The 26,473-nt window shown below is 66.9% G+C and carries 15 protein-coding genes; 12 read left to right on the top strand and 3 right to left on the bottom strand.

The genetic code is table 11. The annotated features are described in order from the left end of the window. The first annotated feature begins 165 nt into the window (after positions 1 to 165). From B3098_RS26975 to B3098_RS26925, 11 genes are all read left to right on the top strand, one after another. The gene (locus B3098_RS26975; protein ID WP_286900211.1) at positions 166 to 537 is read left to right on the top strand and encodes a helix-turn-helix domain-containing protein; all 372 of its coding nucleotides are present in this window, start codon (positions 166 to 168) and stop codon (positions 535 to 537) included. Between the two features lie 207 nt (positions 538 to 744). Next, complete coding sequence (locus B3098_RS26970) at positions 745 to 2,055, top strand: efflux RND transporter periplasmic adaptor subunit (protein WP_175123628.1); 1,311 nt, start codon at positions 745 to 747, stop codon at positions 2,053 to 2,055. A 65-nt stretch (positions 2,056 to 2,120) separates the two neighbouring features. Next, complete coding sequence (locus B3098_RS26965; RefSeq protein WP_279974306.1) at positions 2,121 to 5,351, top strand: multidrug efflux RND transporter permease subunit; 3,231 nt, start codon at positions 2,121 to 2,123, stop codon at positions 5,349 to 5,351. Then, a complete protein-coding gene (locus B3098_RS26960; RefSeq protein ID WP_175183948.1) occupies positions 5,348 to 6,841 on the top strand; it encodes an efflux transporter outer membrane subunit in 1,494 nt (497 codons plus the stop codon). Before B3098_RS26965 ends, B3098_RS26960 begins: the two co-directional genes overlap by 4 nt. Then, positions 6,838 to 7,578, top strand: coding sequence for a pyridoxine 5'-phosphate synthase (gene pdxJ / locus B3098_RS26955; protein WP_286900207.1), 741 nt, complete (start codon positions 6,838 to 6,840; stop codon positions 7,576 to 7,578). The genes B3098_RS26960 and pdxJ overlap by 4 nt, the downstream gene beginning before the upstream one ends. Positions 7,579 to 7,616: 38 nt before the next feature. Beyond that, positions 7,617 to 8,051 carry a holo-ACP synthase gene (gene acpS / locus B3098_RS26950; protein WP_370633063.1) on the top strand — a complete coding sequence of 145 codons (435 nt, stop codon included), beginning with the start codon at positions 7,617 to 7,619 and terminating at the stop codon, positions 8,049 to 8,051. Positions 8,052 to 8,110: 59 nt separating this feature from the next. Next, complete coding sequence (gene nagZ / locus B3098_RS26945; protein ID WP_279974301.1) at positions 8,111 to 9,169, top strand: beta-N-acetylhexosaminidase; 1,059 nt, start codon at positions 8,111 to 8,113, stop codon at positions 9,167 to 9,169. Continuing rightward, the gene (gene uvrC, locus B3098_RS26940; protein WP_286900204.1) at positions 9,132 to 10,958 is read left to right on the top strand and encodes an excinuclease ABC subunit UvrC; all 1,827 of its coding nucleotides are present in this window, start codon (positions 9,132 to 9,134) and stop codon (positions 10,956 to 10,958) included. The genes nagZ and uvrC overlap by 38 nt, the downstream gene beginning before the upstream one ends. Positions 10,959 to 11,235: 277 nt before the next feature. Next, a complete protein-coding gene (gene pgsA / locus B3098_RS26935; RefSeq protein ID WP_175123621.1) occupies positions 11,236 to 11,808 on the top strand; it encodes a CDP-diacylglycerol--glycerol-3-phosphate 3-phosphatidyltransferase in 573 nt (190 codons plus the stop codon). Between the two features lie 245 nt (positions 11,809 to 12,053). Continuing rightward, positions 12,054 to 13,361, top strand: a complete 1,308-nt coding sequence (locus tag B3098_RS26930; RefSeq protein WP_286900200.1) for an MFS transporter — start codon at positions 12,054 to 12,056, stop codon at positions 13,359 to 13,361. Between the two features lie 173 nt (positions 13,362 to 13,534). Further along, positions 13,535 to 14,536, top strand: a complete 1,002-nt coding sequence (locus B3098_RS26925; protein ID WP_175123619.1) for a cytochrome-c peroxidase — start codon at positions 13,535 to 13,537, stop codon at positions 14,534 to 14,536. A gap of 113 nt (positions 14,537 to 14,649) precedes the next feature. Here the strand turns inward: B3098_RS26925 and queF are convergent, their stop codons facing one another. Beyond that, positions 14,650 to 15,474, bottom strand: coding sequence for an NADPH-dependent 7-cyano-7-deazaguanine reductase QueF (gene queF, locus B3098_RS26920; protein WP_279974296.1), 825 nt, complete (start codon positions 15,472 to 15,474; stop codon positions 14,650 to 14,652). Between the two features lie 321 nt (positions 15,475 to 15,795). On the opposite strand from queF, the gene aceA reads away from it, so the two are divergent. Beyond that, positions 15,796 to 17,115, top strand: coding sequence for an isocitrate lyase (aceA, locus tag B3098_RS26915; RefSeq protein WP_286900197.1), 1,320 nt, complete (start codon positions 15,796 to 15,798; stop codon positions 17,113 to 17,115). 201 nt (positions 17,116 to 17,316) lie between these two features. Here aceA and B3098_RS26910 read toward each other — a convergent pair whose 3' ends face one another. Together B3098_RS26910 and B3098_RS26905 are read right to left on the bottom strand one after the other, a co-directional pair. Continuing rightward, on the bottom strand, positions 17,317 to 21,942 hold the full coding sequence (locus tag B3098_RS26910; protein ID WP_286900196.1) for a hypothetical protein: 4,626 nt from the start codon (positions 21,940 to 21,942) through the stop codon (positions 17,317 to 17,319). A gap of 9 nt (positions 21,943 to 21,951) precedes the next feature. Continuing rightward, positions 21,952 to 26,283, bottom strand: coding sequence for a hypothetical protein (locus tag B3098_RS26905; RefSeq protein WP_286900195.1), 4,332 nt, complete (start codon positions 26,281 to 26,283; stop codon positions 21,952 to 21,954). Positions 26,284 to 26,473: the final 190 nt, after the last annotated feature.

Raw genomic sequence — 26,473 nt, 5'->3', positions numbered from 1 at the left:
GCCGTGAGGGTAGCCTTCCGGGACAAACCGCAACCTTGTTCCGGGACGGGCCGCCCCAAAGCGTGCCACCGGCCGTCCTGGTGGAGATCCGCCTTGAACGCTCCCTTTCCTGATCCCGGTATTGCTTCCGTTCACGCTGGCGTTTCTGCCGGCGTTGCGCCTTGCATGACGGCTGGCGTTGCTGCCGGTGTTAATGCTTGCGGCCCGTGGTCTTCCAGCCAGGCTCACGAACCCGTCGACGGCTGGTGGAGCCTGCTCTATTGGGGCTGGACGCTGCAACTGCCCAACGGTGTGCGGCTGGATCTCACCGAGGTCGAGCGCGCCTGCTTTGCGTGCCTGTTGCAGAACCCGCGCCGCGAACTGGCTCGCAGCGAAGTGAAATCCTTGCGGGGCGGCATGAACATGCGGTCGCTCAACGTCGCTATCTGCCGGCTTCGCACCAAGGTCCGCCTTGCGGGCGCACGGCTGCCGCTGCATACGGTGCATGGCGTGGGCTACGCATTCCTGGGCAATCTGCGGGAGCTCGCCACCGGCTAAAAATTGTTGCGGAATTACTCCCGAAAGTTCCCCCGAACCGCCCGAAAGTACGTGATTTCCCCAATATCTGAGTTACATTACTGGGCTATTCACGTGTCGTTGGTGACGCTTGGTCATGATTTGATCGCTGCCTCCTGGCACGTTCGGATTGCTGCGGTTCCTGACGCGATTTCACGACGCGATTCATTACGCTACGCGGGGGTTTCAATGCGGTTTTCGCCTAAACGATTTTCGGGTCTGGCTGTTTCCGGTGGCGTCCTCGCGCTGATATTGGCGGGTTGTGGTGAAAAGCCCCAGATGAATCCTGGCATGCCCCAGGTCAGCGTCGTCACCGTGCAGCCGCAGCGCGCACCCATCGTCTCTGAACTGCCCGGCCGCGTGGACGCCGTGCGCGACGCGCAGATCCGCGCCCGTGTCACCGGCATCGTGCAGCGCATCACGTTCGAGCAGGGCGGCGATGTGAAAGAAAACCAGCTGCTGTTCAAGATCGATCCGGCGCCCTACAAGGCCGCCTACGATCAGGCAACGGCGCAGTTGAAGCAGGCGCAGGCCAACCTGTTCAGCGCCAAGCTGCTGGCCGACCGCTATGCCCCGCTGGTCAAGGCCAACGCCGTCAGCAAGCAGGAATATGACAACGCCGTGGCATCCTTCCGCCAGGCCGACGCCACCGTCGCCGCCGCCAAGGCCGCGCAGGACAACGCCGCGATCAACCTGAGCTACACGGACGTCACCTCGCCGATCACCGGCCGCATCGGCAAGCCGCTGGTCACCGAAGGCGCGCTGGTCGAATCCACCTCCGCCACGCAGATGGCCACGGTGCAGCAGCTGGACCCCATCTACGTCGACTTCACGCAGTCCACCGCCGACCTGGCCGCGCTGCGCCGCGCCTTTGCCAGCGGCCGGCTGCAGCAGGTGGGCAAGGACGCGGCCCGCGCCACCGTCGTGCTCGAAGACGGCTCCGAATACGATCACCCCGGCAAGCTGCTGTTCACGGGCATCACCGTGGATCCCAGCACGGGCCAGGTGAACCTGCGGGCCGAAGTCCCCAATCCCGACGGCATCCTGCTGCCCGGCATGTATGTGCGCGTCCGGCTGGAGCAGGGCTTTGACGACGTTGCCCTGATGGTTCCCCAGCAGGCGCTGCAACGCACGGCCGATGGCAAGCAGAGCCTGATGCTGGTGCGCGACAACAAGATCGCGCAGTCGCCGGTCACCACCGGTGGCGCCTTCCAGAACAACTGGCTGATCACCAGCGGCCTGAAGGCCGGCGACGTGGTGGTGGTCGAGGGCTTCCAGAAGATCCGTCCCGGCGCGCCGGTGCAGGTCAGCCAATGGAAACAGGGCGGGGCGCCCGCACAGGGCGGCGCGCCAGCCGCGCAGCCTGGCGCCAAGCCCGCTGAGGGGGCCGCAGCCCCCGGTGCAGCCCCGGCCGCAAAGCCCGCCGAATCCGCCCCGCAGCCCGGCGCCAAGCCGGCCGAGCCTGCCCAGCAGGACAAGGCCGCAGGCCAGAAATCGTAAGCGGCACGCGGCGCAGCAAGCGCCGCGTTCCTCTTTGGTGAGCATCGCTTTCAGAGTCAGCCCACATGCCGCAATTTTTTATCGATCGACCAATCTTCGCCTGGGTAGTCGCCCTTTTCATTCTGCTGGCAGGGGTGTTGGCCATCCCGAACATGCCGGTCGCGCAGTACCCCGATGTGGCGCCGCCCGCCATCACGATCACGGCCACCTACCCGGGCGCGTCGGCCCCGGAAGTGGCCGAGTCGGTCACCAGCATCATCGAAGACCAGCTCAACGGCGCCAAAGGCCTGATCTATTACGAGTCGGTCAGCGATTCCTACGGCACCTCGACCATCACCGCCACGTTTGCGCCCGGCACCAATCCCGACCTGGCACAGGTGGACGTGCAGAACCGCGTGTCCAACGTGATCGCCCAGTTGCCCGCCGCCGTGCAGCAGCAGGGCCTGCAGTATGAGCAGACCAGCACCGGCTTTCTGATGATCGTGACGCTGTCGTCCACGGACGGCACGCTGGACCAGACGGCCCTGGCCGACTACATCACCCGCAACGTGAAGAACCCGGTGTCCCGGGTGCCGGGCGTGGGCCAGTTCCAGCTCTTTGCCGCGCCGCGCGCGATGCGCATCTGGGTGGACCCGGCCAAGCTCGTGGGCTTCAACCTCAGCATGTCAGAGGTCAACAACGCCATCGCCGGCCAGAACGTGCTGATTTCCGGCGGCAGCATCGGCGCGCCGCCCAATCCCGATTCCCAGCGCATCACCGCCACGGTCACGGCCAACGGCCAGCTCAGCACGGTCGACGGCTTCGGCCGGATCGTCCTGCGCGCCAATACCGACGGCTCCAAGGTGCTGCTGCGCGACGTCGCCCGCATCGAGGTCGGCGCCGACAACTACCAGTTCGGCGCCCGCCTGAACGGCAAGCCGACAGCCGCCTTCGCCATTGTGCTGTCGCCCAACGCCAACGCGCTGGCCACGGCGCAAGGCGTGCGCAACCAGATGCAGGAGCTGTCCAAGTACTTCCCGGACAACATCCAGTACTCGGTGCCGTACGACACCGCGCCCTACGTCAAGGTGTCCATCGAACAGGTGCTGCACACCCTGGCTGAAGCCATGGTGCTGGTGTTCCTGGTCATGTATCTGTTCCTGCAGAACGTGCGCTACACGCTGATCCCGGCGCTGGTCGTTCCGGTGGCCATGCTGGGAGCGTTCGCGGTGATGCTGGCGCTTGGGTTCTCGATCAACGTGCTGACCATGTTCGCGATGGTGCTTGCCATCGGGATTCTGGTGGACGATGCCATCGTGGTCGTCGAGAACGTTGAACGGATCATGGCGACCGAGGGTTTGCCGCCCAAAGAGGCCACCAAGAAGGCCATGCCGCAGATCAGCGGCGCCATCATCGGGATCACGCTGGTGCTGGTGACTGTGTTCCTGCCGCTGGCCTTCATGAGCGGGTCGGTGGGCGTGATCTACCGTCAGTTCTCGGTGGCCATGGCCGTGTCCATCTTCTTCTCGGCACTGCTGGCGCTGACCTTCACGCCGGCGCTGTGCGCCACCATCCTCAAGCCGGTGGCCAAGGGCCACCACGAGGACAAGAAGGGTTTCTTCGGCTGGTTCAACCGCAAGTTCGACGCCACCACCCACGGCTACCAGAACTGGGTGTCGCGCATCCTGCACAAGGGCGGCCGGATGATGCTGGTGTTCCTGGTGCTGGTTCTCTTGCTGGGCTGGCTGTACCTGCGCCTGCCCTCGTCGTTCCTGCCCGAGGAAGACCAGGGCTATGTGGTCAGCAACATCGAGCTGCCCACCGGCGCCAGCGCCAATCGCACGGTCGAGGTCATCGAGCAGGTCGAAAAATACTTCCAGAGCATTCCCGCCGTCGAGAACATCATCGCCGTGCAGGGCTACAGCTTCAATGGCAACGGCCTGAACGCCGCCATTGCGTTCACCACGCTCAAGGACTTCAAGGACCGCAAGGAACGCCAGGACTCCGCCGGCGCCATTGCTTTCACCGCCTTCGAAAAGCAGCTCATGGGCATCCATGACGCCCAGGTCTTCACGCTGGTGCCGCCGGCCATTTCGTCGCTGGGCAACGCCACGGGCTTCGACCTGCGCCTGCAGGACCGCGGCGCGGCCGGCACCGAGGCGCTGGCCGCGGCCACCGCCCAGCTGATGGGCGAGGCCATGAAGAGCCCGATCCTGTCGCAGGTCCGCATCACGGGCCTGTCGGCGGGCACGCAGCTCACGCTGAACATCGACCGCGACAAGGCCGCCGCGTTGGGCGTGGACTTCAATGAAGCCGCCTCGCTCATTTCCACCGCCGTCGGCTCGGCGTATCTCAGCAAGTTCCCCAACATGGGCCGGATGCAGAACATCTGGGTCCAGGCCGATGCGCCGTACCGCATGCAGTTGTCCGACGTGCTCAAGCTGAACGCGCGCAACGGGCAGGGCGGGATGGTGCCGCTGTCGACGTTCGTGTCGGCGGAATGGGTTCAGGGGCCGGTGCAGGTGGTGCGCTACAACAGCTACGAGTCCATGCGTATCGGCGGCGCCTCGGCGCCGGGCTACTCCACCGGCCAGGCCATGGAAGAAATGCAGCGTCTGGTCGCCCAGTTGCCGCAAGGCTTCGGCTACGAGTGGACCGGGCTGTCCTACCAGGAATTGCAGGCCGGCAACCAGGCCCCGATCCTGATGGGCCTGTCGCTGCTGGTCGTGTTCCTGGTGCTGGCCGCGCTGTACGAAAGCTGGGCCATCCCCATTTCCGTCATGCTGGTGGTGCCGCTGGGCATGCTGGGCGCGGTGGCGCTGGTCAGCGCGCTGGGCATGTCCAACGACGTGTACTTCCAGGTCGGGATGGTGACCGTGATCGGCTTGGCGGCCAAGAACGCCATTCTTATCGTGGAGTTCGCCAAGGACCAGTACGCCCGCGGCATGGGTCTTTATGAATCCGCGGTCGAGGCTGCGCGATTGCGTTTCCGTCCGATTCTGATGACGTCGCTGGCGTTCATCCTGGGCGTGATCCCGCTGGCGATGGCCACCGGCGCCGGTGCGGCCAGCCAGCGCGCAGTGGGCCTGGGCGTGCTGGGCGGCATGCTGGCCGCCACGCCGTTCGCCGTGATTTTCGTGCCGACGTTCTTCGTGGTGGTGCTGGGTCTCTTCAAGACCCGCCCGCGCCTGTTGGGCGCCGAAAAGCGTCTCTTCGAGGAAGAACAGGCTGCCAAGAAGGCGGAGGCCGAAAAGGCGTCCTTGCCGGCAACGCCGCAGCCCGCACAACCCACTGGTGGCCAGGAGGGCAAGGAATGAAAGCCCTGATGTTCAGACAGACCGCCTTGTCCGCCTTTGTGGCGGTGGCGCTGGCCGGCTGCTCGCTGGCTCCCGATTACAAGCGTCCCGACGCGCCGGTCAGCCCGGCGTGGCCCGACCAACCCAAGGTGCAGTACGGCGCGTACACGCGCGCCACCACGCTGGGCTCGCAGCCCGCCGCCGACGTAATGCCGCAAGCCGGCACGCCAGCGGCGGACCTGGGCTGGCGCGAATTTTTCCGCGACCCGCGCCTGCAGGCGTTGATCGAACTGTCGCTGGTCAACAACCGCGACCTGCGCGTTGCGGTCCAGCGCGTCGAAGAAGCCAGGGCGCAGTACGGCATCCAGCGCGGCGCGCAGTGGCCCAGCATCGGCGCCGGCATCCAGGGCCAGCGTCAGCATCTGCCGGCCAACATGCGACCCGGCGGTCCCGATTCCAGTTCCATCAGCAGTTCGTACCAGGCCGGGATTGGTCTGACGACCTTCGAAATCGACCTGTTCGGCCGCCTGCGCAACCTGTCCGAAGCCGCGTACCAGCAGTACCTGTCGACGGAACAGGCACAAAAAAGCGTGCACATCACGCTGGTCGGATCCGTCGCGCAGTCGTATTTCAATCTGCGCGCGGCCGAGGTCCAACTGGAACTGACGCAGCGCACGCTGGCCTCGCGCCAGGAATCGTATGACCTGGTCAAGCGCCGTTTCGATGGCGGCGTCGCGTCCGAACTGGACCTGAACCAATCCAAATCGCTGCTGGACACGGCTTCCGCCGACCTGGCGCAACTGGCCCGCGCCCGGTCGCAAGCCATGAACGCGCTGGTGCTGGTAGTGGGCACGCCGCTGCCTGACACGCTGCCCCCGCCGGCCACGTTCGGCCGCGACCAGTTGCTGGCCACGGTGCCGTCCGGCCTGCCGTCCGACCTGCTGGAACGCCGTCCCGACATCGCGGCCGCCGAGAACCAGCTGTTGTCCGCCAATGCCAACATCGGCGCGGCGCGCGCGGCGTTTTTCCCGACCATCTCGCTGACCGGCCTGTTGGGCGTGGCCAGTCCGTCGCTGGGCGACCTCTTCAAGGGCGGGCAGGGCTACTGGAGCTTCTCGCCGTCGATCACGACGCCGCTATTTGCCGGCGGCAGCATCCGCGAGGGACTGAGCCTGGCCAAGGCGCGCGACAATATCGCCGTCGCGCAGTACGAACAGACCATCCAGCAGGCGTTCCGCGAAGTGTCGGACGCGCTGGCGGGCGAGGCCACCTACGGGGCGCAGCTTGATGCCCAGCGCGCGCTGCAGGATTCGTCGGCGCGGACGCTGGAGTTGTCGAATTTGCGTTATACCAACGGTATCGACAGCTACCTGCAGGTGCAGACCGCGCAGGTGGACTTTTTCAACGCCCAGCTGTCGCTCGTGCAAACCGGCCTGGCCGCGCTGATCAACCGCGTGGAGCTGTACAAGGCGCTGGGCGGCGGCTGGGAAGAAACAACGAAAGTGCAATGATAGAACTCGGTGTAAATATTGATCACGTCGCCACGCTGCGGCAGCAGCGCCATACGGCTTATCCCGACCCGATCGCCGCGGCGCTGCGCGCCGAAGATGCTGGCGCCGACCTGATCACGCTGCATCTGCGCGAAGACCGGCGCCACATCCAGGACGCCGACGTTTACGCGATCCGTCCGCAACTGCGCACCCGCATGAACCTGGAATGCGCGGTCACGCCGGAAATGCTGGAGATCGCCTGCGCGGTCAAGCCCAGCGACGTCTGCCTGGTGCCCGAAAAGCGCACCGAGCTCACGACCGAGGGCGGGCTTGAAGTGGCCGGCGCCTTTGGCCCCGTATCCGACGCCGTGGCGCTGCTGGCCGAAGCCGGCATCCGCGTGTCGCTGTTCATCGATCCGGACCCAGTCCAGATTGCCGCTGCCGCCAGGGCCGGCGCACCCGTCATCGAACTGCACACCGGCGCCTACGCCGAAGCCGAGGGCGAAGCCGCCGAAGCGGAACTGCAACGCATCCGCCTGGCCGTGGCCGAAGGGCTGCGTCACGGACTGCGCGTGAACGCCGGCCATGGCCTGCACTATGGCAACGTCAAGCCGGTGGCCGCGCTGGACGGCATTTCCGAACTCAACATCGGCCACGCCATCGTCGCGCAGGCCATCTTCGACGGCTGGGAAAAGGCCGTGCGCGACATGAAGGCGCTGATGGTGCAGGCGCGCCTGCACGCGCTGCGCGGGCTTTGAACGCGGGCCGATGACGCGTTTTGACCGCTAGCCAGGCGATGCCGATGTCCGACTCTTCTTCCGCCACGCCCGCCGGCGCCATTGCCGGCATCGGCATGGACCTCCTGCGCATCGACCGCATCGAGCGCGCGCTTGCCCGCCACGGCGACCGGTTTGCCGAAAAGATCCTCGGCCCCGAGGAACTCCTGAAATTCCACGCCCGCCGCGCCCGCGACCCGGTGCGCGGGCTGCGCTTTCTGGCCACGCGCTTTGCCGCCAAGGAAGCGTTTTCCAAGGCGATCGGGCTGGGCATGCGCATGCCGATGACGTGGCGGCGCGTGCAGACACTGAACGCGCCGGGCGGCCGCCCCGTGCTGGTGATCGCACCCGAACTGCTGAGCTGGTACGCTGACCGGTTTGGCGCGGCCCACGTTTCCATTACCGATGAATCCGACATGGCCGCCGCGTATGTGGTGGTCGAGCGCAAGCCCTAAGCCCTGCACTCGGCGCCATCCCCGCCGGCTTGCCGCACCCAGTTACAAGGACAGCCTCCATGGCCAAGAAAAAATCCAAGGCGGTCTTGCCCCCCGGCCCCGTGATGGTCGATGTGGCGGGATATTCGCTCACCAAGGCGGAAAAGAAGCGCCTGCGCCACCCGCTGGTGGGCGGCGTCATTCTTTTTGCCCGCAATTTCGAGAACCGCGCCCAGCTCACCGCGTTGACGCGCCAGATCCACAAGGCCCGCAAGGAGCCGCTGCTGATCCTGGTGGATCACGAAGGCGGCCGCGTGCAGCGCTTCCGCGAGGACGGCTTCACGCCCTTGCCCCCGATGCGCGCGCTGGGCGAATTGTGGGACACCGATCCCCTGCAGGCCATGCGCCTGGCGACCGAGGCCGGTTACGTCCTGGCCGCCGAGCTGCGCGCCTGCGGCGTGGACATGAGCTTCACCCCGGTGCTGGACCTGGACTACGGCGTCAGCAAGGTGATCGGCAACCGCGCCTTCCACCATGATCCCCGCGTGGTGACGATGCTGTCGCGCGCCCTGGTTCAGGGCCTGTCCCTGGCCGGCATGTCGTCCTGCGGCAAGCACTTCCCCGGCCACGGTTACGTGGGCGCCGACTCGCACCACGAGATCCCGGTCGATCCGCGCACGCTCGACGAGATCCTGAAGGACGACGCCGCGCCCTATGCATGGCTGGGCGATGCCGTGCTGCCGTCCGTCATGCCCGCGCACGTCATCTACCCCAAGGTGGACAAGCATCCCGCCGGTTTTTCCAAGCGCTGGGTGCAGGACATCCTGCGCAAGCGCCTGGGCTACGATGGCGTCGTGTTCTCCGACGACCTCACCATGGAAGGCGCCTCGGTCGCGGGCGACATCCTGGACCGCGCCAACGCCGCGCTGCGCGCCGGCTGCGACATGGTGCTGGTGTGCAACCGCCCGGACCTGGCCGACGACCTGCTGGCGCGCCTGGAATTCGACCATGCGCCCGAGTCCGTGGCGCGCATCCGGCGCCTGATGCCGCGTTTCGACGCGCCCGATTGGGACACCCTGCAAGCCGAAAGCCGTTACCAGAATGCCCGACGACTTCAATCTCAAATCGTTCCTGTCTGACCTGCCGCATCTGCCGGGTGTCTACCGGCACCTGGATGCGGCCGGCGAGGTCATGTATGTCGGCAAGGCGCGCGACCTGAAGAAGCGCGTCTCGTCGTATTTCCAGAAGACGCTGTCCAGCCCGCGCATCGCCCAGATGGTGGCGAAGGTGGCGCGGCTTGAGGTCACGGTGACGCGCTCCGAAGCCGAAGCGCTGATCCTGGAAAACAACCTCATCAAGAGCTTGAAGCCGCGCTACAACATCCTGTTTCGCGACGACAAGTCCTATCCGTACCTGCACATCACCGGGCATGACTGGCCGCGCATCGCGTATTACCGCGGCGCCACCAACAAGCGCGGACAGTTCTTCGGCCCGTTCCCCAACGCCTGGGCGGTGCGCGAAACCATCCAGATCCTGCAGAAGGTCTTCCGCCTGCGCACGTGCGAGGACAGCGTCTTTGCCAACCGCTCGCGCCCCTGTCTGCTGCATCAGATCGGGCGCTGCTCCGCGCCGTGCGTCGGCGCGATCGAAGCGGCCGAATACGAGCGCGACGTGCACCGGGCCGTGCGATTCCTGAACGGCGAGGCCAAGGACGTCATGGGCGAGATCGAGGCCCGCATGCTGCAGGCCTCCATGGAACTGCGCTTCGAGGAAGCCGCGGCGCTGCGCGACCAGATGGGATCGCTGGCGCGCGTGCTACACCAGCAGACCATGGAAAACGTCAGCGGCGAGGACACCGACATCATTGCGGTGGCCATCGCCGGCGGCAAGGTCTGCGTGAACCTGGCCATGGTCCGCGGCGGCCGCCATCTGGGCGACAAACCGTTCTTTCCGTCGCACGCCGAGGGCGAGGCTGCGCCGCAGGTGCTGGAAGCGTTCGTGGCCCAGCATTACACCGACAACGCGATGCCCCCCATCCTGGTCTGTTCGCATACCTTGCCCGATCCCGAGCTGATCACGCTGCTGGTCGAGCAATCCGGCGGCCGGCCGTCCCGCGTGCTGACGCGTCCGCAAGGCACTCGCCGGTCCTGGCTGGAACAGGCCTCCAAGAACGCCGAGATGGCGCTCGCCCGCGCGCTGACCGAATCCGGCGCCCGCGCCGCCCGAACACTGGCGCTGGCCGAAGCCCTGGATCTGGACACGGACGAAGCCGCGCTGGACGCCCTGCGCATCGAATGCTTCGACATCAGCCACACTGCCGGCGAAGCCACCCAGGCGTCCTGTGTGGTGTTTGAACACCACGACATGCAGCCCTCGCTGTACCGCCGCTACAACATCGCCGGCATCACGCCCGGCGACGACTACGCCGCGATGCGCCAGGTGCTGACCCGCCGCTTTGCCAAGGTCGCCGACGGCGACGCGCAGATGCCGGGCCTCGTCCTCATCGACGGCGGCAAGGGCCAGGTCGAGGTCGCACGCAAGGTCTTCGCGGAACTGGGCCTGGACATCCAGACGCTGGTCGGCGTGGCAAAGGGAGAAGGGCGCAAGGTCGGCCTGGAAACCCTGGTCTTCGCCGACGGCCGCCCGCCCGTCGCGCTAGGTGGCGAATCCGCCGCCCTGATGCTGATCGCCCAGGTGCGCGACGAAGCCCACCGCTTCGCGATCACCGGCATGCGCGCCCGCCGTGCCAAGACGCGCAACGTCTCGCGCCTGGAAGAAATAGAAGGCGTAGGCGCCCGCCGCCGCCAACGCCTCCTGGCCCGCTTCGGCGGCTTCTCCGGCGTCGCCCGCGCCAGCATCGAGGACCTGGCATCGGTGGACGGCATCTCGCAGGACCTGGCGATCCGCATCTACGAGGCGCTGCGCTGACGCCCCGGAATCGCCCAGATGTCACGAACTTGTGTCACCCTCGCCGCCGGCCAACAAGACGCCAGAGCGTTCAGCCTCGCCGATAGGCTCGACGACGTGCCAGGGCGAACGCTCCAATCCAAACCTCCCTCATCAACCCGCCCCCAAATTTCAACCACCCGCCCCGACGAGCAATCCGGGCCGCGCGGATCCGGCTCCGCCGGTCCGCTGCGGCGCCCCTGGGGGGGGCGCCAAAGGCGCTTCGGGGGGGACCGCCCTCTGTTAGGATACGGACACTATGCCAATTAACGTTCCCATTATTCTGACGTGGCTGCGTATCGCCATGATTCCGCTGGTGGTCGGGCTGTTCTATCTGCCCGAAAGCTGGATGTCTGTTCCCATGCGCGACACGCTGGCGGCATGGGCATTCATCATTGCCGCGCTGACCGACTGGTTTGACGGCTGGCTCGCCCGGCGCTGGAACCAGACATCGGCATTTGGCGCCTTCCTGGATCCCGTCGCAGACAAGCTGATGGTCTGCGCCGCCCTCATCGTGCTGCTTGACCTGAGCCGCGTCGATGCCTTCATCTCCCTCATCATCATCGGCCGCGAAATCACCATTTCCGCGCTGCGCGAATGGATGGCCAAGATCGGCGCCAGCGCCAGCGTGGCCGTGCACCGCTTGGGCAAGTTCAAGACCGCCGCGCAGATGATCGCGATTCCGTGCCTGCTGTATAACCAGTCCATCTACGGCATCAACACCAAGCTGCTGGGTGACATCCTGATCATCGTGGCCGCGGTGCTGACGGTCTGGTCGATGCTGTATTACCTGCAGCGCGCCTGGCCCGCGATCCGCGAAAAGGCCATGTGACCGATTTGCCGGGCCGGCTGCGCAACAGCCGGCCCGGTGCAGTTGCAACACCGCACGGCGGCCCGGCTCGCGCAAGACGGCCGCCGTGTCACTTCAAGAGCGATACGCCGGCTCGATCCGGCACGGCACGCGCGCCGCAATCGCCATGAATACGTCGCCCGGACACAAGTCTGCGCGACGCCGGAGACAACCCGCGATCCGCCCAAGGCGGCCCGCCACCTGCCGCCCATGCGCGGCCTTGTGCAATGAACACCGCTACCGCCGCCACCCCCTTGCTCTCGGACGCCGATGTACGCCGTCGCGACTGGAAAATCATCCTGCTCATCGGCGTGGCGCATGCCTCGTCCCACTTCTTCCAGTTGGTCCTGCCGTCGCTGTACGTCGCGCTGGGCCAGGAATTCGGACTGGACTTCGCGCGGCTAGGCCTCCTGGTGTCCACGTTCTACGTGGTGTCCGGCATCGGCCAGGCATCGTCGGGTTTCGTGGTCGACCGCATCGGCGCGCGGCCCGTGCTGTGGTTCGGGCTGGCCTGCTTCGTGCTGTCGGGCGTGCTGATCGGCTCAGCCACGGGCTACGTCATGCTGATGGCCGCGGCCGTCGTGGGCGGCATCGGCAATTCGGTGTTCCACCCGGCGGACTACTCCCTCATCAACCACCGCATCACCGCGCCGCGGCTGGGTCACGCCTTCTCCACGCACGGGCTGACCGGCAACCTGGGTTGGGCGCTGACGCCCGTGTTCATCACCACCATCACGCTGCTCGCCAACTGGCGCGTCGCGGCTTACAGCGCCGCCGGCCTCGTGGCGCTGGTGCTGCTGTTGACGGTGCTGGGCCGCAACCTGCTGGGCGGCCCGTCCCCCGTGGACGCGGGCGGCGACGCCAAGGACGCGGGAATTGCGCCCAAGCCCGCCGCCAAGCCGCAAGAGGGCGTGCTGGCGACGCTGTCGGCGCTGCTGGCCAAGCCCGCGCTCTGGGGCGCATTCCTCTTCTTTGCCTGCACGTCCATTGCGCTGTCCTCGGTGCAGAACTACACGATCCCGCTGCTGGGCCAGCTGTACGACCTGTCCAAGGTCACGGCCAGTTCTGCGCTGTCCGGCTACATGGTCGCCTCGGCGGTCGGCATGGCGGCGGGCGGCTTTCTGGTGTCGGCCAATCCGCGTACCGAGCGCACCGTCATGGTCGCGCTCATCCTGGCTGGGCTGACGCTGGTCGTGCTGGCGCTGGGCCTCGTGCCCGCCGTGCTGGCCGCGCCGGTCGTGGGGCTGGCGGGCTTCTGCTCGGGCGTGGCCGCGCCGTCGCGCGACATGCTGATCCGCCGCGTGACGCCCAAGGGCTCGACCGGGTCGGTGTACGGCCTGGTGTATTCGGGCATGGACGTCGGCTCGGCGCTGGGGCCGCTGGCCTTCGGTCTGCTGCTGGACGCCGGCTTGCGGCAGGGTCCGTGGGTGGGCGCGGGCGTGGCGTTCGCCGTGGCCGCATTCCTGGCGCAGTGGATCGCGGTGCAGGCGCGCCGCGCAGAACCGCCCGCCACGGTGGCCGCCGCGCGGCCCTGACCGCTGGACACCCTTGATCCGCCTTGACGGCGCCGACGCCACGTTGCGCGCCGTCAAGCTTCGGTTTCGGTCTCTGGCGCCGGCCGGCGCCGGTTGACGCCTCGCAAGGTCACGGCATGGCTTCCTCGCTGTAATAACCACATGGTTGGTCTGGTTATTCACAGGAGAAGCAAATGAGAAAGAAAACAACGTTGCTGGCTGCGGGGCTGGTACTCGGACTGTGGGCAGGGCAGGTCTGGAGCGCATCGCAAGAGCCCATCCAGCCCGTCGAACCGGCGGTCATCAAAGAGCCGGCCAAGGTCGAGCTGGGCAAGAAGCTCTTCTTCGATCCCCGCCTGTCGCGCTCCGGCGCAATCTCCTGTAATTCGTGCCACAACCTGGCCATGGGCGGTTCGGACAACCTGAAGGCCTCCATCGGACACAAGTGGCAGCAGGGCGGCATCAACTCGCCCACCGTGCTCAATTCCAGCCTGAACATTGCCCAATTCTGGGACGGCCGCGCCAAGGACCTGCGCGAGCAAGCCGGCGGCCCGATCGAAAATCCGATGGAAATGGCCTCCACGCACGAGCTGGCGGTACAGGTGCTCAATTCCATCCCCGGTTACCGCGCCGAATTCAAACAAGTCTTTGGCAAAGACAAGATCACCATCGACGAGGTCACCAGCGCGCTGGCCGCGTTTGAAGAAACGTTGGTCACGCCGAATTCGCGCTTCGACCAATGGCTCAAGGGCGACAAGAACGCGCTGACGGTGCGCGAGCTGGCGGGCTATGAGCTCTTCAAGAACAGCGGCTGCGTGGCCTGCCACAACGGCGTGGCGGTGGGCGGCAACTCGTTCCAGAAGATGGGTCTGGTCACGCCCTACGTCACCGAGAACAAGGCCGAAGGCCGCGCCGCGGTCACGGGCAAGGACGCGGACCGCTTCAACTTCAAGGTGCCGACGCTGCGCAATGTGGCGCTGACCTATCCGTACTTCCACGACGGCGAAGCGGCCACGCTGACGCAGGCTGTCGACGTGATGGGCCGCCTGCAACTGGGCCGCACATTCACCGCCGAGGAAAACGGCCAGATCGTCGCGTTCCTGAAGACGCTGACGGGCGACCAGCCGGTCATTCAGTACCCGTTCCTGCCGCCGTCCGAAGACGATACGCCGCGGCCCGAACCGTTCGTGAAGTGATGCGACAACGGTGAAACAAAACGGCCTTCCCGGGTCAGTTCCCGGGAAGGCCGTTTGCGGTAAGCGCCGGCTATCGATAACCGATATCGGCGCGTATCTGCTTGCTGGAATGCTTACTGCCGAACCGTGCGCACGTCCGCGGGCGGCGCCGCTTCAAAGTTGCTGCGCCACGGATTGATGTCCAGCCCGCCGCGCCGGGTATACCGCGCATACACCGTCAACTGCTCCGGCCCGCAGGCCTGCATGATGTCGCTGAAGATGCGCTCGACGCAGTGCTCGTGGAATTCCGCGTGCTGGCGGAACGACACCACATAACGCAGCAGGGATTCGCGATCGATCGGCTTGCCCCGGTAGCGGATCTGCACCGTCGCCCAATCGGGCTGGCCGGTCACCGGGCAGTTCGACTTCAACAGGCGCGACGCCAGCGTCTCTTCGACCACATCGCCCGCCCGGGTACGCAGCAGTTCGGGCGCGGGCTCGTAGGTGTCGATCTCGATATCGAGCTTGTCTATATAGATGCCGTCCAGCTCGCCCATCTGCAGCTCGGAAAACCGCTGCGGCAGGAAGAAGTCCAGGCCGACCGGCGCGCCCGCGGCTGCGCTCAGGTCGCGTTCCAGCCGGCCGCGCAGGGCTGCCGAATTGACCAGGCGGGTCTGGTTGAACGAATTCAGGTACAGCTTGAACGACTTGGATTCGATGATGTTGGGGCTGTCGGCCGGCACCGAAAACGTCGCCATCGCCACCCGCGGCTTGCCCTTGGCATCCAGCCACGACAGCTCATAGGCGTTCCACAGGTCCACGCCCGTGAACGGCAGGCTTCCGGCGGTCAGATTGAGCGCTGCGCGGTTGTGCGAACGCGCAATGGGAAACAGCAGCGAGGGATCGTATTGCGAGGCGTAGGCCACGCTCTGCCCGAGCGGGCCGTGAGACAGGGTCATAGCAGAGACAAATAGAACGGGGAATGGCGGCATTGTAGGCGCTTAAAAAGCGGCCGATTTTCCGCAATGTGAAACGTAATTCTCGGCATGTGAAAGTCCGTGTTGCGCAGCAGCGGGACGGCATTTCACAAACGACAATGGCGTTTCATTATACAAAATCCCGTCTGTAACCCATTGATTTAACTGACTAAGATTTTTCCTCTTGTATAAGACCCGGCGTCACATTGCTCCGCAGCACAGGCATAGACTTTCTCCCATCGATTCACGCAAAGCCAGACGCGAATCTTTTGAAGTCTCTTATCACTGACCAGGAGCATCACAATGAGCAATCGCGAAACCGAAATCCGCAATCTCCAGAAAGATTGGGCCGAAAACAGCCGCTGGCAGGGCATCAAGCGCGACTACAGCGCCGAAGACGTCATCCGCCTGCGTGGCTCGATCAGCGTCGAACATACGCTTGCCCACCGCGGCGCCACGCGCCTCTGGGAACTCCTGCACAGCGAGCCGTTCGTCAATTCGCTGGGCGCCCTGACCGGCAACCAGGCCATGCAGCAGGTCAAGGCCGGCCTGAAGGCCATCTACCTGTCGGGCTGGCAGGTCGCCGGTGACGCCAACCTGGCCGGCGAAATGTATCCCGACCAGTCGCTCTATCCCGCCAACTCCGTGCCGCAAGTGGTCCGCCGCATCAACAATTCGTTGACGCGCTGCGACCAGATTCAGTGGATGGAAGGCAAGAACCCGGGCGACGAGGGCTACATCGACTTCTTCGCGCCCATCGTGGCGGACGCCGAGGCCGGCTTTGGCGGCGTGCTCAACGCGTATGAACTGATGAAAGCGATGATCGAGGCCGGCGCGTCGGGCGTCCACTTCGAGGACCAACTGGCTTCCGTGAAGAAGTGCGGCCACATGGGCGGCAAGGTGCTGGTGCCGACCCGCGAAGCCGTGGCCAAGCTGGTGTCGGCCCGCCTGGCCGCCGACACGATGGGCACGCCCACGCTGCTGCTGGCGCGCACCGATGCCGACGCCGCCGACCTGGTGACCAGCGACGTCGACGAAAACGACCGTCCCTTCATCACGGGCGATCGCACGGTGGAAGGCTTCTTCCGCACCCGCGCCGGCATCGATCAGGCCATTTCGCGCGGCCTGGCCTACGCGCCGTACGCCGACCTGATCTGGTGCGAAACGTCCACGCCCAACCTGGAATACGCCCGCAAGTTCGCGGACGCCATCCATCGCCAATTCCCGGGCAAGCTGCTGGCCTACAACTGCTCGCCGTCCTTCAACTGGAAGAAGAACCTGGACGACGGCACCATCGCCAAGTTCCAGCGTGAGCTGGGCGCCATGGGCTACAAGTTCCAGTTCATCACGCTGGCCGGTTTCCACGCGCTGAACTACGGCATGTTCGAGCTGGCCCACGGCTACGCCCGCCGCCAGATGAGCGCCTTCGTGGAACTGCAGCAGAAGGAATTCGCCGCTGCCGAAATGGGCTTTACCGCCGTGAAGCACCAGCGCGAAGTGGGTACGGGCTACTTCGACGCCGTGACGCAGACGATCGAGGGCGGCAAGTCGTCCACGACCGCGCTGACCGGCTCGACCGAGGAAGCGCAGTTCGAACACGGCAAGACGCAGAAGGCCGCATAACGCGGCGGTGTTGGCCGGCGGCCCCCGCACCCCGCAAGGGATGCCGGGCGCCGCATGCAGGTGTGTAGTTGCAGGTGCTGTTGTAGGGTGGATTCAAGGGTGCCTGCGGGCACCCTCTTTTTTTGCCCGCACCACCCCTCCGCGCCGCATTACAGATCGAACTCACAGATCGAACTCACAAATCGAACTTACAAATCGAACTCACAGATCGAACACGGCCGAATACACCAGCCGCTCCTCCACCACGCGCCGCTGGCGCACGGCGCCCGCGCGCTGCTCGGGCACGGTGCTGTCGGTGTAATAGCGCTCGTACTCGCGCACCGCGACGCGTGCCGGTTTGCCGCCAAGCTCGGGCAGGGGGACGCCCGCGCTCCAGATGACAGGGTCCAGCAGCTCGCCCAGCACGGGGCCTTCGAACACCGGGGGAAAACGCACCCCCGGACCGGCAACGATCTCGCCGAGCCGGGCCGGCGCCTCGTGCAACGACACGTCGCGCGGGGTCAACCGGCGCGCCACGTCGGTGACCGCCGGACTGATCGTCTGCGCGATGCCCCCGCTGGCTGGACTGAGCAGGCTGGAGGCCAGCACGCTGGCATCGGTCCACGCAAGGTCGGTATCGAGCGCCGGATCGCGGGTCTGCAGCACCAGCTCGACCCGGTTGCGGCCGGTCTCGCCCGTTTGCCCGGGGCCGGGGATGAACGAGATGTCCAGATACTCGGACTCCATCGGGAATTGCATCGGCCCGTGCGCCGGAACCACCCCGCGCAGCGTGAACGCCAGCCGGCCGTGCTGGCGGGTGAAGACGGCACGGCGGCGCGGCAGCACCTGCGAGAACTCGGCCAGCACGACGCGAGAGAGCTTGGCGCTGTCGATCGCGTTGGGTTGATACCGCGCCAGCGCCAGCCGCGCAAACGGCATATAGCTGCGGCCCGGGTCCAGCTCGATGTCGCAGTACCAGCGCGCACGCTCGTCGTCCCATCGCACGCGGTGACCGACCACGCGCACGCGCTGGCCGGGCATTTCCTGCAACGGCACGTCCTCGTCGATGACGCGCGCCGGAAAGTCGGCGGCGCGGGTGCGGTGCTTGGGCAGCGGCGCGTCCCACAGCGGATCCATGCCCCACTGCGTGACCAGCGGCGTCAAGGCCTCGGGCACGTCGGTGAAGTTCTTGTTTTCACCGTAGATCACCACGCCCAACAGTTCGCCGTCGCCCGACGAGAACCACGGGCGCTCCAGCCACACGCGCAGCCCGTTGCCCAGGCGCGTGATGTCCAGCGTGCCGTCGCCCGCGGTCTGCTGCCAGCGGAAGGTGGGCAGCACGTACATGAGGCGCGGGGCATCGGGCGGTGCGCTGGCCGGCACGATGGTGTTGGGCGCTTCGCCGGCCTGCGCCAGCACGGGTGCGCCGGGGTCGTCCGGGGCGCCTTCCTGCACCAGCGGCCCCTGCGCGATGGGCCCCAACACGGTCACCTTGTCCGTCTGGTCGTACAGCGCGGGCGGCAGGTACTCGCGGAACCGCGTGGTGGCGCGCAGCCGGTACCGGATCAGCCGGAAGCGCGTATCGCCGAATTCGTGGCGGTTGCCCGGCGCGCGCTGGCGTGTGCCGTTGAACGACTGTTCCGCGATGATGTGGCTCAGGCTGAAGAGGTTGGGATAGTTCTCGGCCAGCGGCATTTCGGCCAGCACGCCGTGACCGTCGAGCCGTCTTGGACGCGGCCGCGCCGGATCGTCTTCCCATTCGTGCCAGTCGGCCTCGATCTCGATCTTGCCGGTCGTTGGCCCGTGCAGCCGCACGCGCGCTTCCAGATCGACATGCGCCGCGCCGGGCTCGCGCTGCGGTTGGCCGGGCAGCAGCAGGAGCGGGTCGCAGACGGGCTGCTGGGTGGCATGCACCAGCACGAGCGGGCGGTACGGCGTCAGCATCCAGCAATTGCCCAGGATGGCGGCGGTCTGCAGGGTCTTGCGGCCGGCGTCGGTGCCGGTCCATTCCGGCAGGCCGAACGTATTGAGCAGGCCGTGGTGAACGAAGCTGGAATAACGCAGCCGCGCAATCATGCCCTTGGGCAGGAAGAACGTCAGGATACGGTTGTCCTTGTCCCACTTGGGCATGCCGTCGTCCGGATAGCTTTCGGCGCACGGCGGATCGGTCAGCGTGGCGGGGCGTTCGGCCAGCGCAATGCGCAGGCCCTGCGTGTCGGGCCATTGGCCCGCGTAGGTGACCAGCAGCACCAGTTCGCCGGCGTAAGGCGTGGCCAACACGGCGACGCCTTCGCCCAGCAAGGCCGGGCCCGTGACGCCCGGCAGGCTGTAGCCGGGTTGCGCGCGCAGGCAGATGCCCCAGGCGGCCGCGTCGGGCAGATACGGCGTGCGCACCTGCGCCTCGCCGTGGATCACGTATTGGCCGGCGGCCAGACGCTGACCCGTGGGTTCTTCAGCGCTGGGCTGCTGCGGCGGCACCTGATCCGTCCGGGCGACCTCGGCAAGCGCTTGCGGGGTAATCAGCTCCACCTGCGAACCGGGCAGTTTGTCGAACAGCGTGCCAATGTCGCGCGCCGAAATCTCGTATGCCTTCTTGATGCCATCCGCGGTGCCGAACATGCTGTCGAACAGCCCATGCGTTTCGCATTGCAGCTGGGCGGCTTTCGGTGGCACCACATGCCGTTCGTTGACCGGACTGTAGGTGAAATCGGTGGTGGTCACCGACGCCAGGAAATCCGGGCTGGCCAGATAGACCTGCGGATCCTGGCCGCGGTTGCTGCGGATCACCAGGCGTTCCAGCGATTCGCCCTCGCTGGTCCGCGTGCGATGCACCAGCGCGGGCGGGTCCACGGGTTCGAAGCGCCAATAGGTCACCGGCTGCGTGACGTTGTCGTCTTTTTCCAGCGACGGATCGTCCGGCGCCAGGCTGTTGCCCGCCAGGTCGACCAGACGCGCCCGCAGCCGGTAAGGCATGCCGTAGCGCAGCCGCGGCAGGCTGCCCTTGACCGCGCTGAAGGTCACCGCCAGCCCGTTGCCCTTGTCCGTGACCGTGTCCTGCACGTCCTCGGGCCGTTCGCCCTGCACGCCGCTTGCCGGGTCCGTCTGGTCGCGCAGCGTGCGCCCGGGGCGCGGGGCGACAAGGCTCCAGCCCGTCCAGCGGAACAGCGATTCGTGCAGGTAGTGATCGTCGGGCTGCCCGCCGCCCGTGGCGGACGCGCCTTTGACGTAGCCTTCGTCGTCCGGCAGATCCAGGTCCGGGCCGCCGTCGGTGCAGCGGTACACGCCGTGGCGATGGCAGAGCGATTGCCACTTCTGCGGGTCATTGGCCGGGTAGGGCTGGACGTCGATACGGTAGCCGCGCAGCAGGTCTTCCGTGTAGAGCAGCATGCTGCCCGGCGCACCCTCCAGCGCCGCATTCTTGAGCGCCGCCGACGCGGCATTCTGCGCGACTTCGCGCGCACGGTCTCGGCGCGAAATGCCCAGGCCGCCGGAACGCAGCGCCGCCACCGGCTGCTTGTCTCCGGTGCTGTAGGTCACCTCGCCGTCGGCGCCGTGCTTCAGGCTGCGGCCGATCAGGTTCTGCGCCGTCAGGACGAAGTCGACCGTCTTGAGCGCGGCGCCGTCCGGGTCCAGCTGGTAGACGTCGAACAGCGGATTGCGCGGCTCAGTAAGATTCCACCGGTCGTCGGCGCTGCGCAGCCGCAGCATGCCGCGCTCATGATCGGGGCTGCGTGGGCGCGTCGTGAAGCGCTCGGCATCGCCGCGCCAGGCTGTCGCGGGAAAGGAGCCGCCTTCGGCCTGCCCGCCGTCCCAGCGGGGCACAAGAAAGATTCGGCCCTGCGCTTGCTGCCCAGCGGCGATCCGCTTGTCCAGCGGCGAATCGGCAGGCAGCACGCAGTCGATCACCAGCCCCAGCCGCCGCATCAGCGCCGGGTAATCGCCATACGAGGCGACGATGGCGTGGAAATCCATCTCGGGCTGCTTGGGCGGAGGCGGTACGTTCTTGCCGTCGGGCCGCCGGATCGCACGCTGGGCGGCAGTGGGCGGATCGCGGCGATAGAAGCGGTTGGCCATGAAGAGCGTGTACTCGCCCTGCGAGCGCCAGCTCGCCATCAGGCTCTGGTCCACGCCTTGATGCGCCGGGTCCTGCCACCGGCCCGGCATGGCGCGCAGCGCAAACGTGGGGCCGGCCTGCGGCTTGCCATCGGCCTCGCCGCCGGGAGCAGTGGTCTTGCCGGGATACACGCTGTGCTCGCCATAGACCTGTCCGCGCAGCGCGCGGTCGATGCCGCCTTCGCGATCGCCGAAGAACCGGTCCAAGCCTGGCACCAGCTGTTCGACGCGCTCACGGCCGTCGCCGCGCACGTGTTCGGTCCGGGTGCCGCAGGCTTCCAGCAGGCCGCGCAACCCGGGATGCGCGTTGCGCCATGGCAGCAGCGTCGGGTGCGTGGTGGTGGCGTTGAGCGCCAGGTTTCCATAATGCTCGCGCGTCAGGCTCAGTACGCTGGCGACGGAAAACGAAAACAGGTTCACGCGGCTCATGTCGCGGAACACGAAGCCGGCCACGGGCGTTGCGGGCGGCAGAAGCCGCGTCCAGAGCTGCGAATCGGCCTGCGGCAGCGTTTCCAGCGGGATCTCCTCGCCATCGGCGTTCAGCGTGAAGCGCGCGCGGGCAAGCGTGGCGGGCCAGTCGACCCAGTCCGCGTAGGCATCCAGCCGCTGCTCGTCGGCGGCCTGCGGCGTGAGCCGGGGCGACGCCACGATGGACACGCGCAGACGGCCGGCGAATTCACCGTCCGGCACGCGACCGTTGGGAATGACGGTCCACAGGATGGTTTGCTTGGGCATGGGCAGTCCTCAGGCAAAGGCTTCGGCGTATTCGCGCCAGGCATAGCGGCTGTCGTCGTCAATGAGCGCCAGTTCCTCGTCCAGCGGCAGGTCGGGACGCGGGCCCATCAGGTCGCGGAATCCCGGGTCGCCGTTGGCGCCCGCGAACTTGCGCTCGCAACTGATCTCCACGGTCTTGGAAAACATGAAGATCTCGATCTCGATCGTCAGCGTGGCGCGTCCGGCGCACTTGCCGCTTTCGAACTCGTAGCGCATCTCCAGGTACAGCTCGATCGACACGCTGATCAGGCCCAGCACGCTGACGTACCCGCCCATGCGGAAGTACCCGGTCAGCGAGCACGCGGTCTGCTCCATGCGGAAATAGATGCCCGCCATGACGTGCACGCCGCCCGAGGCCACGCCCAGGTTCACGGACACGCTGGCGCCGAACTCGAACGCCGCCTCCATGATCTGCACGCCCTTCGGATCCAGCGTGATGCCGAAAAAGCCCCCGCCGCCGAACATGCAGACGGACAGGTTGAAGGGCTGCTCGCGTGTGCAGAAGTTGAAGCGCACCGACAGCGGCTGGCCGATGAAGGGGACCGTGAAGCCCGCGCCCAGGCTCAAGTTGGACAGGTTGAACACGCCGATGGCGATGGCCGGCAGCGCCACGTTGTAGCCCGCGTCGATGCCTTGCGGCGTGATGTCCAGATGCGGCGGATCGGAGAAGCCGTCCAGCGGAATCAGGTCGCGCAGCGTTTCCACGAACGACAGCGGCCCGACGAACTTGATGCCCGTCAGCAGCACGTCCACGTTCATCTTGGACGCGGTGTCCACGCGAAACTCGATCTTCTCGAAATTCAGCTCCAGAAAGCTGGCCGGCGCGATCAGCACCAGGTCAAAGCTCTTGAGCGAACACGTCACCGACAGTTTGGGCGCGCTCTGGCCGTTCTTGCGCACCTTGGCTTCCACGGCCACGCGAAAGCCCTGCGGGTCATTGGCGCGAAAGAGCGGCGGTTCGCCCGCGACCAGCGACCAGCTCTTGATCGCGGGGTTCCAGTCAAAGCGCAGAGTCAATTCGTCGCCGGTCAGCATCTCCAGCAGCTCGGCGCTGGCCAGCACCGCGTCCATGGCGGTTTTCACGGCGCGCAGCGCGGTGGTCAGCAATTGGCGCGGCGCGCCGTCCAGCAGTACGGATGCGGCAATCGTGTCGGCCAGCGGCTGCACCGCCGCGGAGACGGCCTGCAGCCGGGGCTTGAGCACCGTGGGGTCCGAGAAGATCGCGCCCAGTTGATCGGGCTGCCCGACCAGGGCATCCAGCGCGTCGTACAGCGTCTTGCCTTGCGTCAGCAGCACGGGCACGACGCCCAGGCCGTTGACCAGGATCTCGGCTGTCCGTGCCGCTTCCAGCAGCGACTGGCGCAGACCCGACGGCAGCGAGACGCCGCCGACCTTGGCGTCCGCCGCGCCCCGCAAGTTGGTGATGGCGCCTTGCGCCGTGGTCAACGCCGCTGGCAGGCCGGGCAGGGTGGGCGCCGTGTCGAACGACATGCCGGCCAGCTGCGCCACCTGCGCGCTGATCGCCGTGGCCGCCACCGCCAGCGCGTCCACCTGGTCGCGCGCGTTCTGCACCAGGGGTTGCGCGTACGCCTCGGCCTGCGCCTGCAGGTCGTCCAACGTGTCGTCCAGCGCGGTGAGGGCGCCTTGCGCGATGCGGCCCGGTTCCTGCACCATGCCCGCCACCAGCCCGTACAGCCGGCCCGCGTCGTTCACCAGGCTTTCGAGCTGCGAGCAGGCCTCGGCCACGAAGCGCGGCACCTTGTCCGCCTGCCCGGCCACGTCCTCCACGACCTGGATCACGTCGCCCAGAGGAATGCAGCCAAACAACAGCGGCAACGGCAGCCCGCCGCCCGACGCGGGGAACACGTCGGCGCCGATCATGCGCCCGGCGATGAAGTCGTCGGCCTTGCCGCTGATCGGGCCCGCCAGCCGCGACAGCGCCGTGGGCCGCAGATTCGGCTGCACGAAGCCGCCCGAGCGGTCGCCCTGCGCCGAGAAGTCCAGGGACGCGCCGCCCTGGTAGCCGGGCTCCGCATCGATGTCGCCGAACACCTGTCCGGCATTGCCGTCAAAGCCGTGCGCCAGGTAGTACGGATTCCATGTCAGCGTGCTGTTCTTTGCGCTGCCGGTCAGCTTGGCAAGCGCGGCGATGCGGATGGCGGCGCGCCGGATGTACGGATAGAAGACGGGGCCGGTCAGGTCGTCGCTGTAGGCCCGCAATTGGACGTTGCCCTTGTCGACGACCGCGTCGAATTCCAGCGAGTCGGCCTGCGCCGCGGTGTCGCCCGCCTTCTGGCTGGGCGCCAGCGTTACCTGCTGCTGGTTCATGGGCGCGCTGCGCTGCGACAGCGGGGCGTTTCGCCACGCGGTCCGAGCGGTTTCGGCAAAGTCCTCCGCCTTGTCGAACATGGGCGTCAGCCATTGCCCGGCTTGCTTGCGCGGGCAGGCCTCGCCGCCGTCCATGAAGATCATGGGCAGGTCGAACTGCATGACGCGGCCGTCGATGTCCGTGGCCGCGCAGGCGAAGCGGAACGGTGCCCCGCCCACGTAGGGCCAGAACAGCAGTTGGCCCAGGACGCCGCCGGGCGATGCCAGCGGCGAATCCAGGTTGGGCGTGGACGAGGTCAGGATGCGCACGCTGGTCAACGGCATCTGACGGTGCAGGAACACGGTGTTGCCCGCCGGATCGCGCGTCACGTAGTCGGGATGCGCAAAGACCTTTTCGCGCTCGCGCACGACGATGAAAAGGCGTTGGCGCAGGTACGCCGGATTGCCGCTGCGGTCGCGATGGAACTTGCGTTCGCTGACCTTGATGAGCGAGACGCGATGGCCGAACGGAAACAGCAGGCCTTTGTAGACCACGCGCACATAGTGGTCCCGGCCCATCGCGCCGCGATGCGTCCATTCTTCCAGCGACAGCCCGGGCGCATCCCAGTTGCCGCGCGAGTCCAGCCACGCGCCCAGCGCGGACAGCATCAGCAGGTTCGTGCCGATGGCCTGCGGCGCGTAATTGGCCACCGAGAAATTGGAAGACAGATGCGCGATCTGGAACCGGTCGAAGTCGTCCATCGGCATGCGGAAGGGGCTGATGCCGGGGGCGGACAGATACGTGCTGGCCGGCACGGGAAAGGCCGATTGCATGGGCTTCGTGGTGCCTTCGCCGCCCAATGCCCAGACCGCGCGCACGGTGCGCTGGGCGTCGGCCTGCGGCGGTTCGACGTCGGGATCGGACGACGCCGGCGCCAGCAGCCGCGAGTGCCACAGCTCCGTATGCAGCGTGGCTGTTGACGTGGCGGGGGATTTCGCGTGGCGCCAGCGCTCCTGTGCATTTGGGCTGAGGATCAGCCGCCACGGCAGTTCGATCGCCGTCTGCTGCGCCGTTGGCGGCGCGGGGCGCGGCCCGCGCGGCACGGGGATGGCGATGTCGCCGGCGCGCAGCGGCGGTACGTCGGTCCGGACGGCCGGCAGGCGGTAGGCCCGCAGTCCCGGACTGCCGCTTGCCTGCCGCAGCAGCAGATTGGCGCCGGGAGCGTCGGGCTGCATGGCGATGCGCGCGTTGCGCAAGGCAAAGCTCGACAGCGCCGCGCGCTGCGCCGGGGGCAGCTTGGCCACGCGCTTGTCAAAGCCGATCTCCAACAGGTCGTGCCAGCGAAGCGGGGGGCGCGGCGCCTTGGCCGTGGGCGGCCGTGCGTTGGCGGGTACGGCCAACGGCAGCGACTCGACGGCCTGCAGCACGCCCTCCAGCGTGTACGGCACGTCAAAGCCGTCCGGCACGGTAAAGGCCAGCCGGGACTCGTTGGCGATGCGGGCGCGCACCGGCGGGCCGGTCGGCGGCTCGGCGCCGCCGCCGGACGGCTCGGGCTTGGCGGGCGTGCCGGGACGCGGCGGGTCGGGGTTCTTCGTGCCGGCGGCCGCAGTCTCGAAGAACGTTTCCTCGGCGATGGACTGCGGCGGAAAGTGCAGGATCAACGTCGCGGCGCCGCTGGCGGTTTTTTGCAGCCGCGGCGGCTGTCCCGGCGTGATGGTCAGGTTGCGCAGTTCGATGCGCAAGGCCAGCAGATCGTCGGCGCGCAATACCGGATGGCCGGGCCGCGAGCCGTCAAAGAAGTTGCGGTTGTGATCGGGCGGAAAGAGGGGAAGGATGGGCGGGATGCGGACAACGCCGCCATCGATCACCACCCTTGGTCCGCCTGCGGCGGGTCCGCCCGTTGCAGGTTTGCCTGCCGCAGGGTCGCCTGCCGCAGGGCCGCGGCGTTTCACGGTGTCGCTCTTCGCGGCAGGACGAGGCTTTTTCGTGGCCATGCCAGTTCTCCAAACAAGGAACCCGGGAAACAAATCCCTGCCCATGCCCGTGTATGGGCGATGGTCCAGCTACCTGCGAATCGAACTGCGCACAGCGAACTGCTTGAATGTCGGACTGCTTGATTTGCCCGATCTGAATCGATCGGTGCAAGTGGCGAAAATCTATCCGCCCGCCGCGTCTGCCGTCAAT

Origin of the sequence: Achromobacter sp. UBA2119, from assembly GCF_002331005.1 — a bacterium.
GTDB lineage: Bacteria > Pseudomonadota > Gammaproteobacteria > Burkholderiales > Burkholderiaceae_B > Achromobacter > Achromobacter animicus.
Note: the sequence above shows the minus strand (reverse complement) of the source record. Positions and strands in the feature narration are given on the sequence as shown.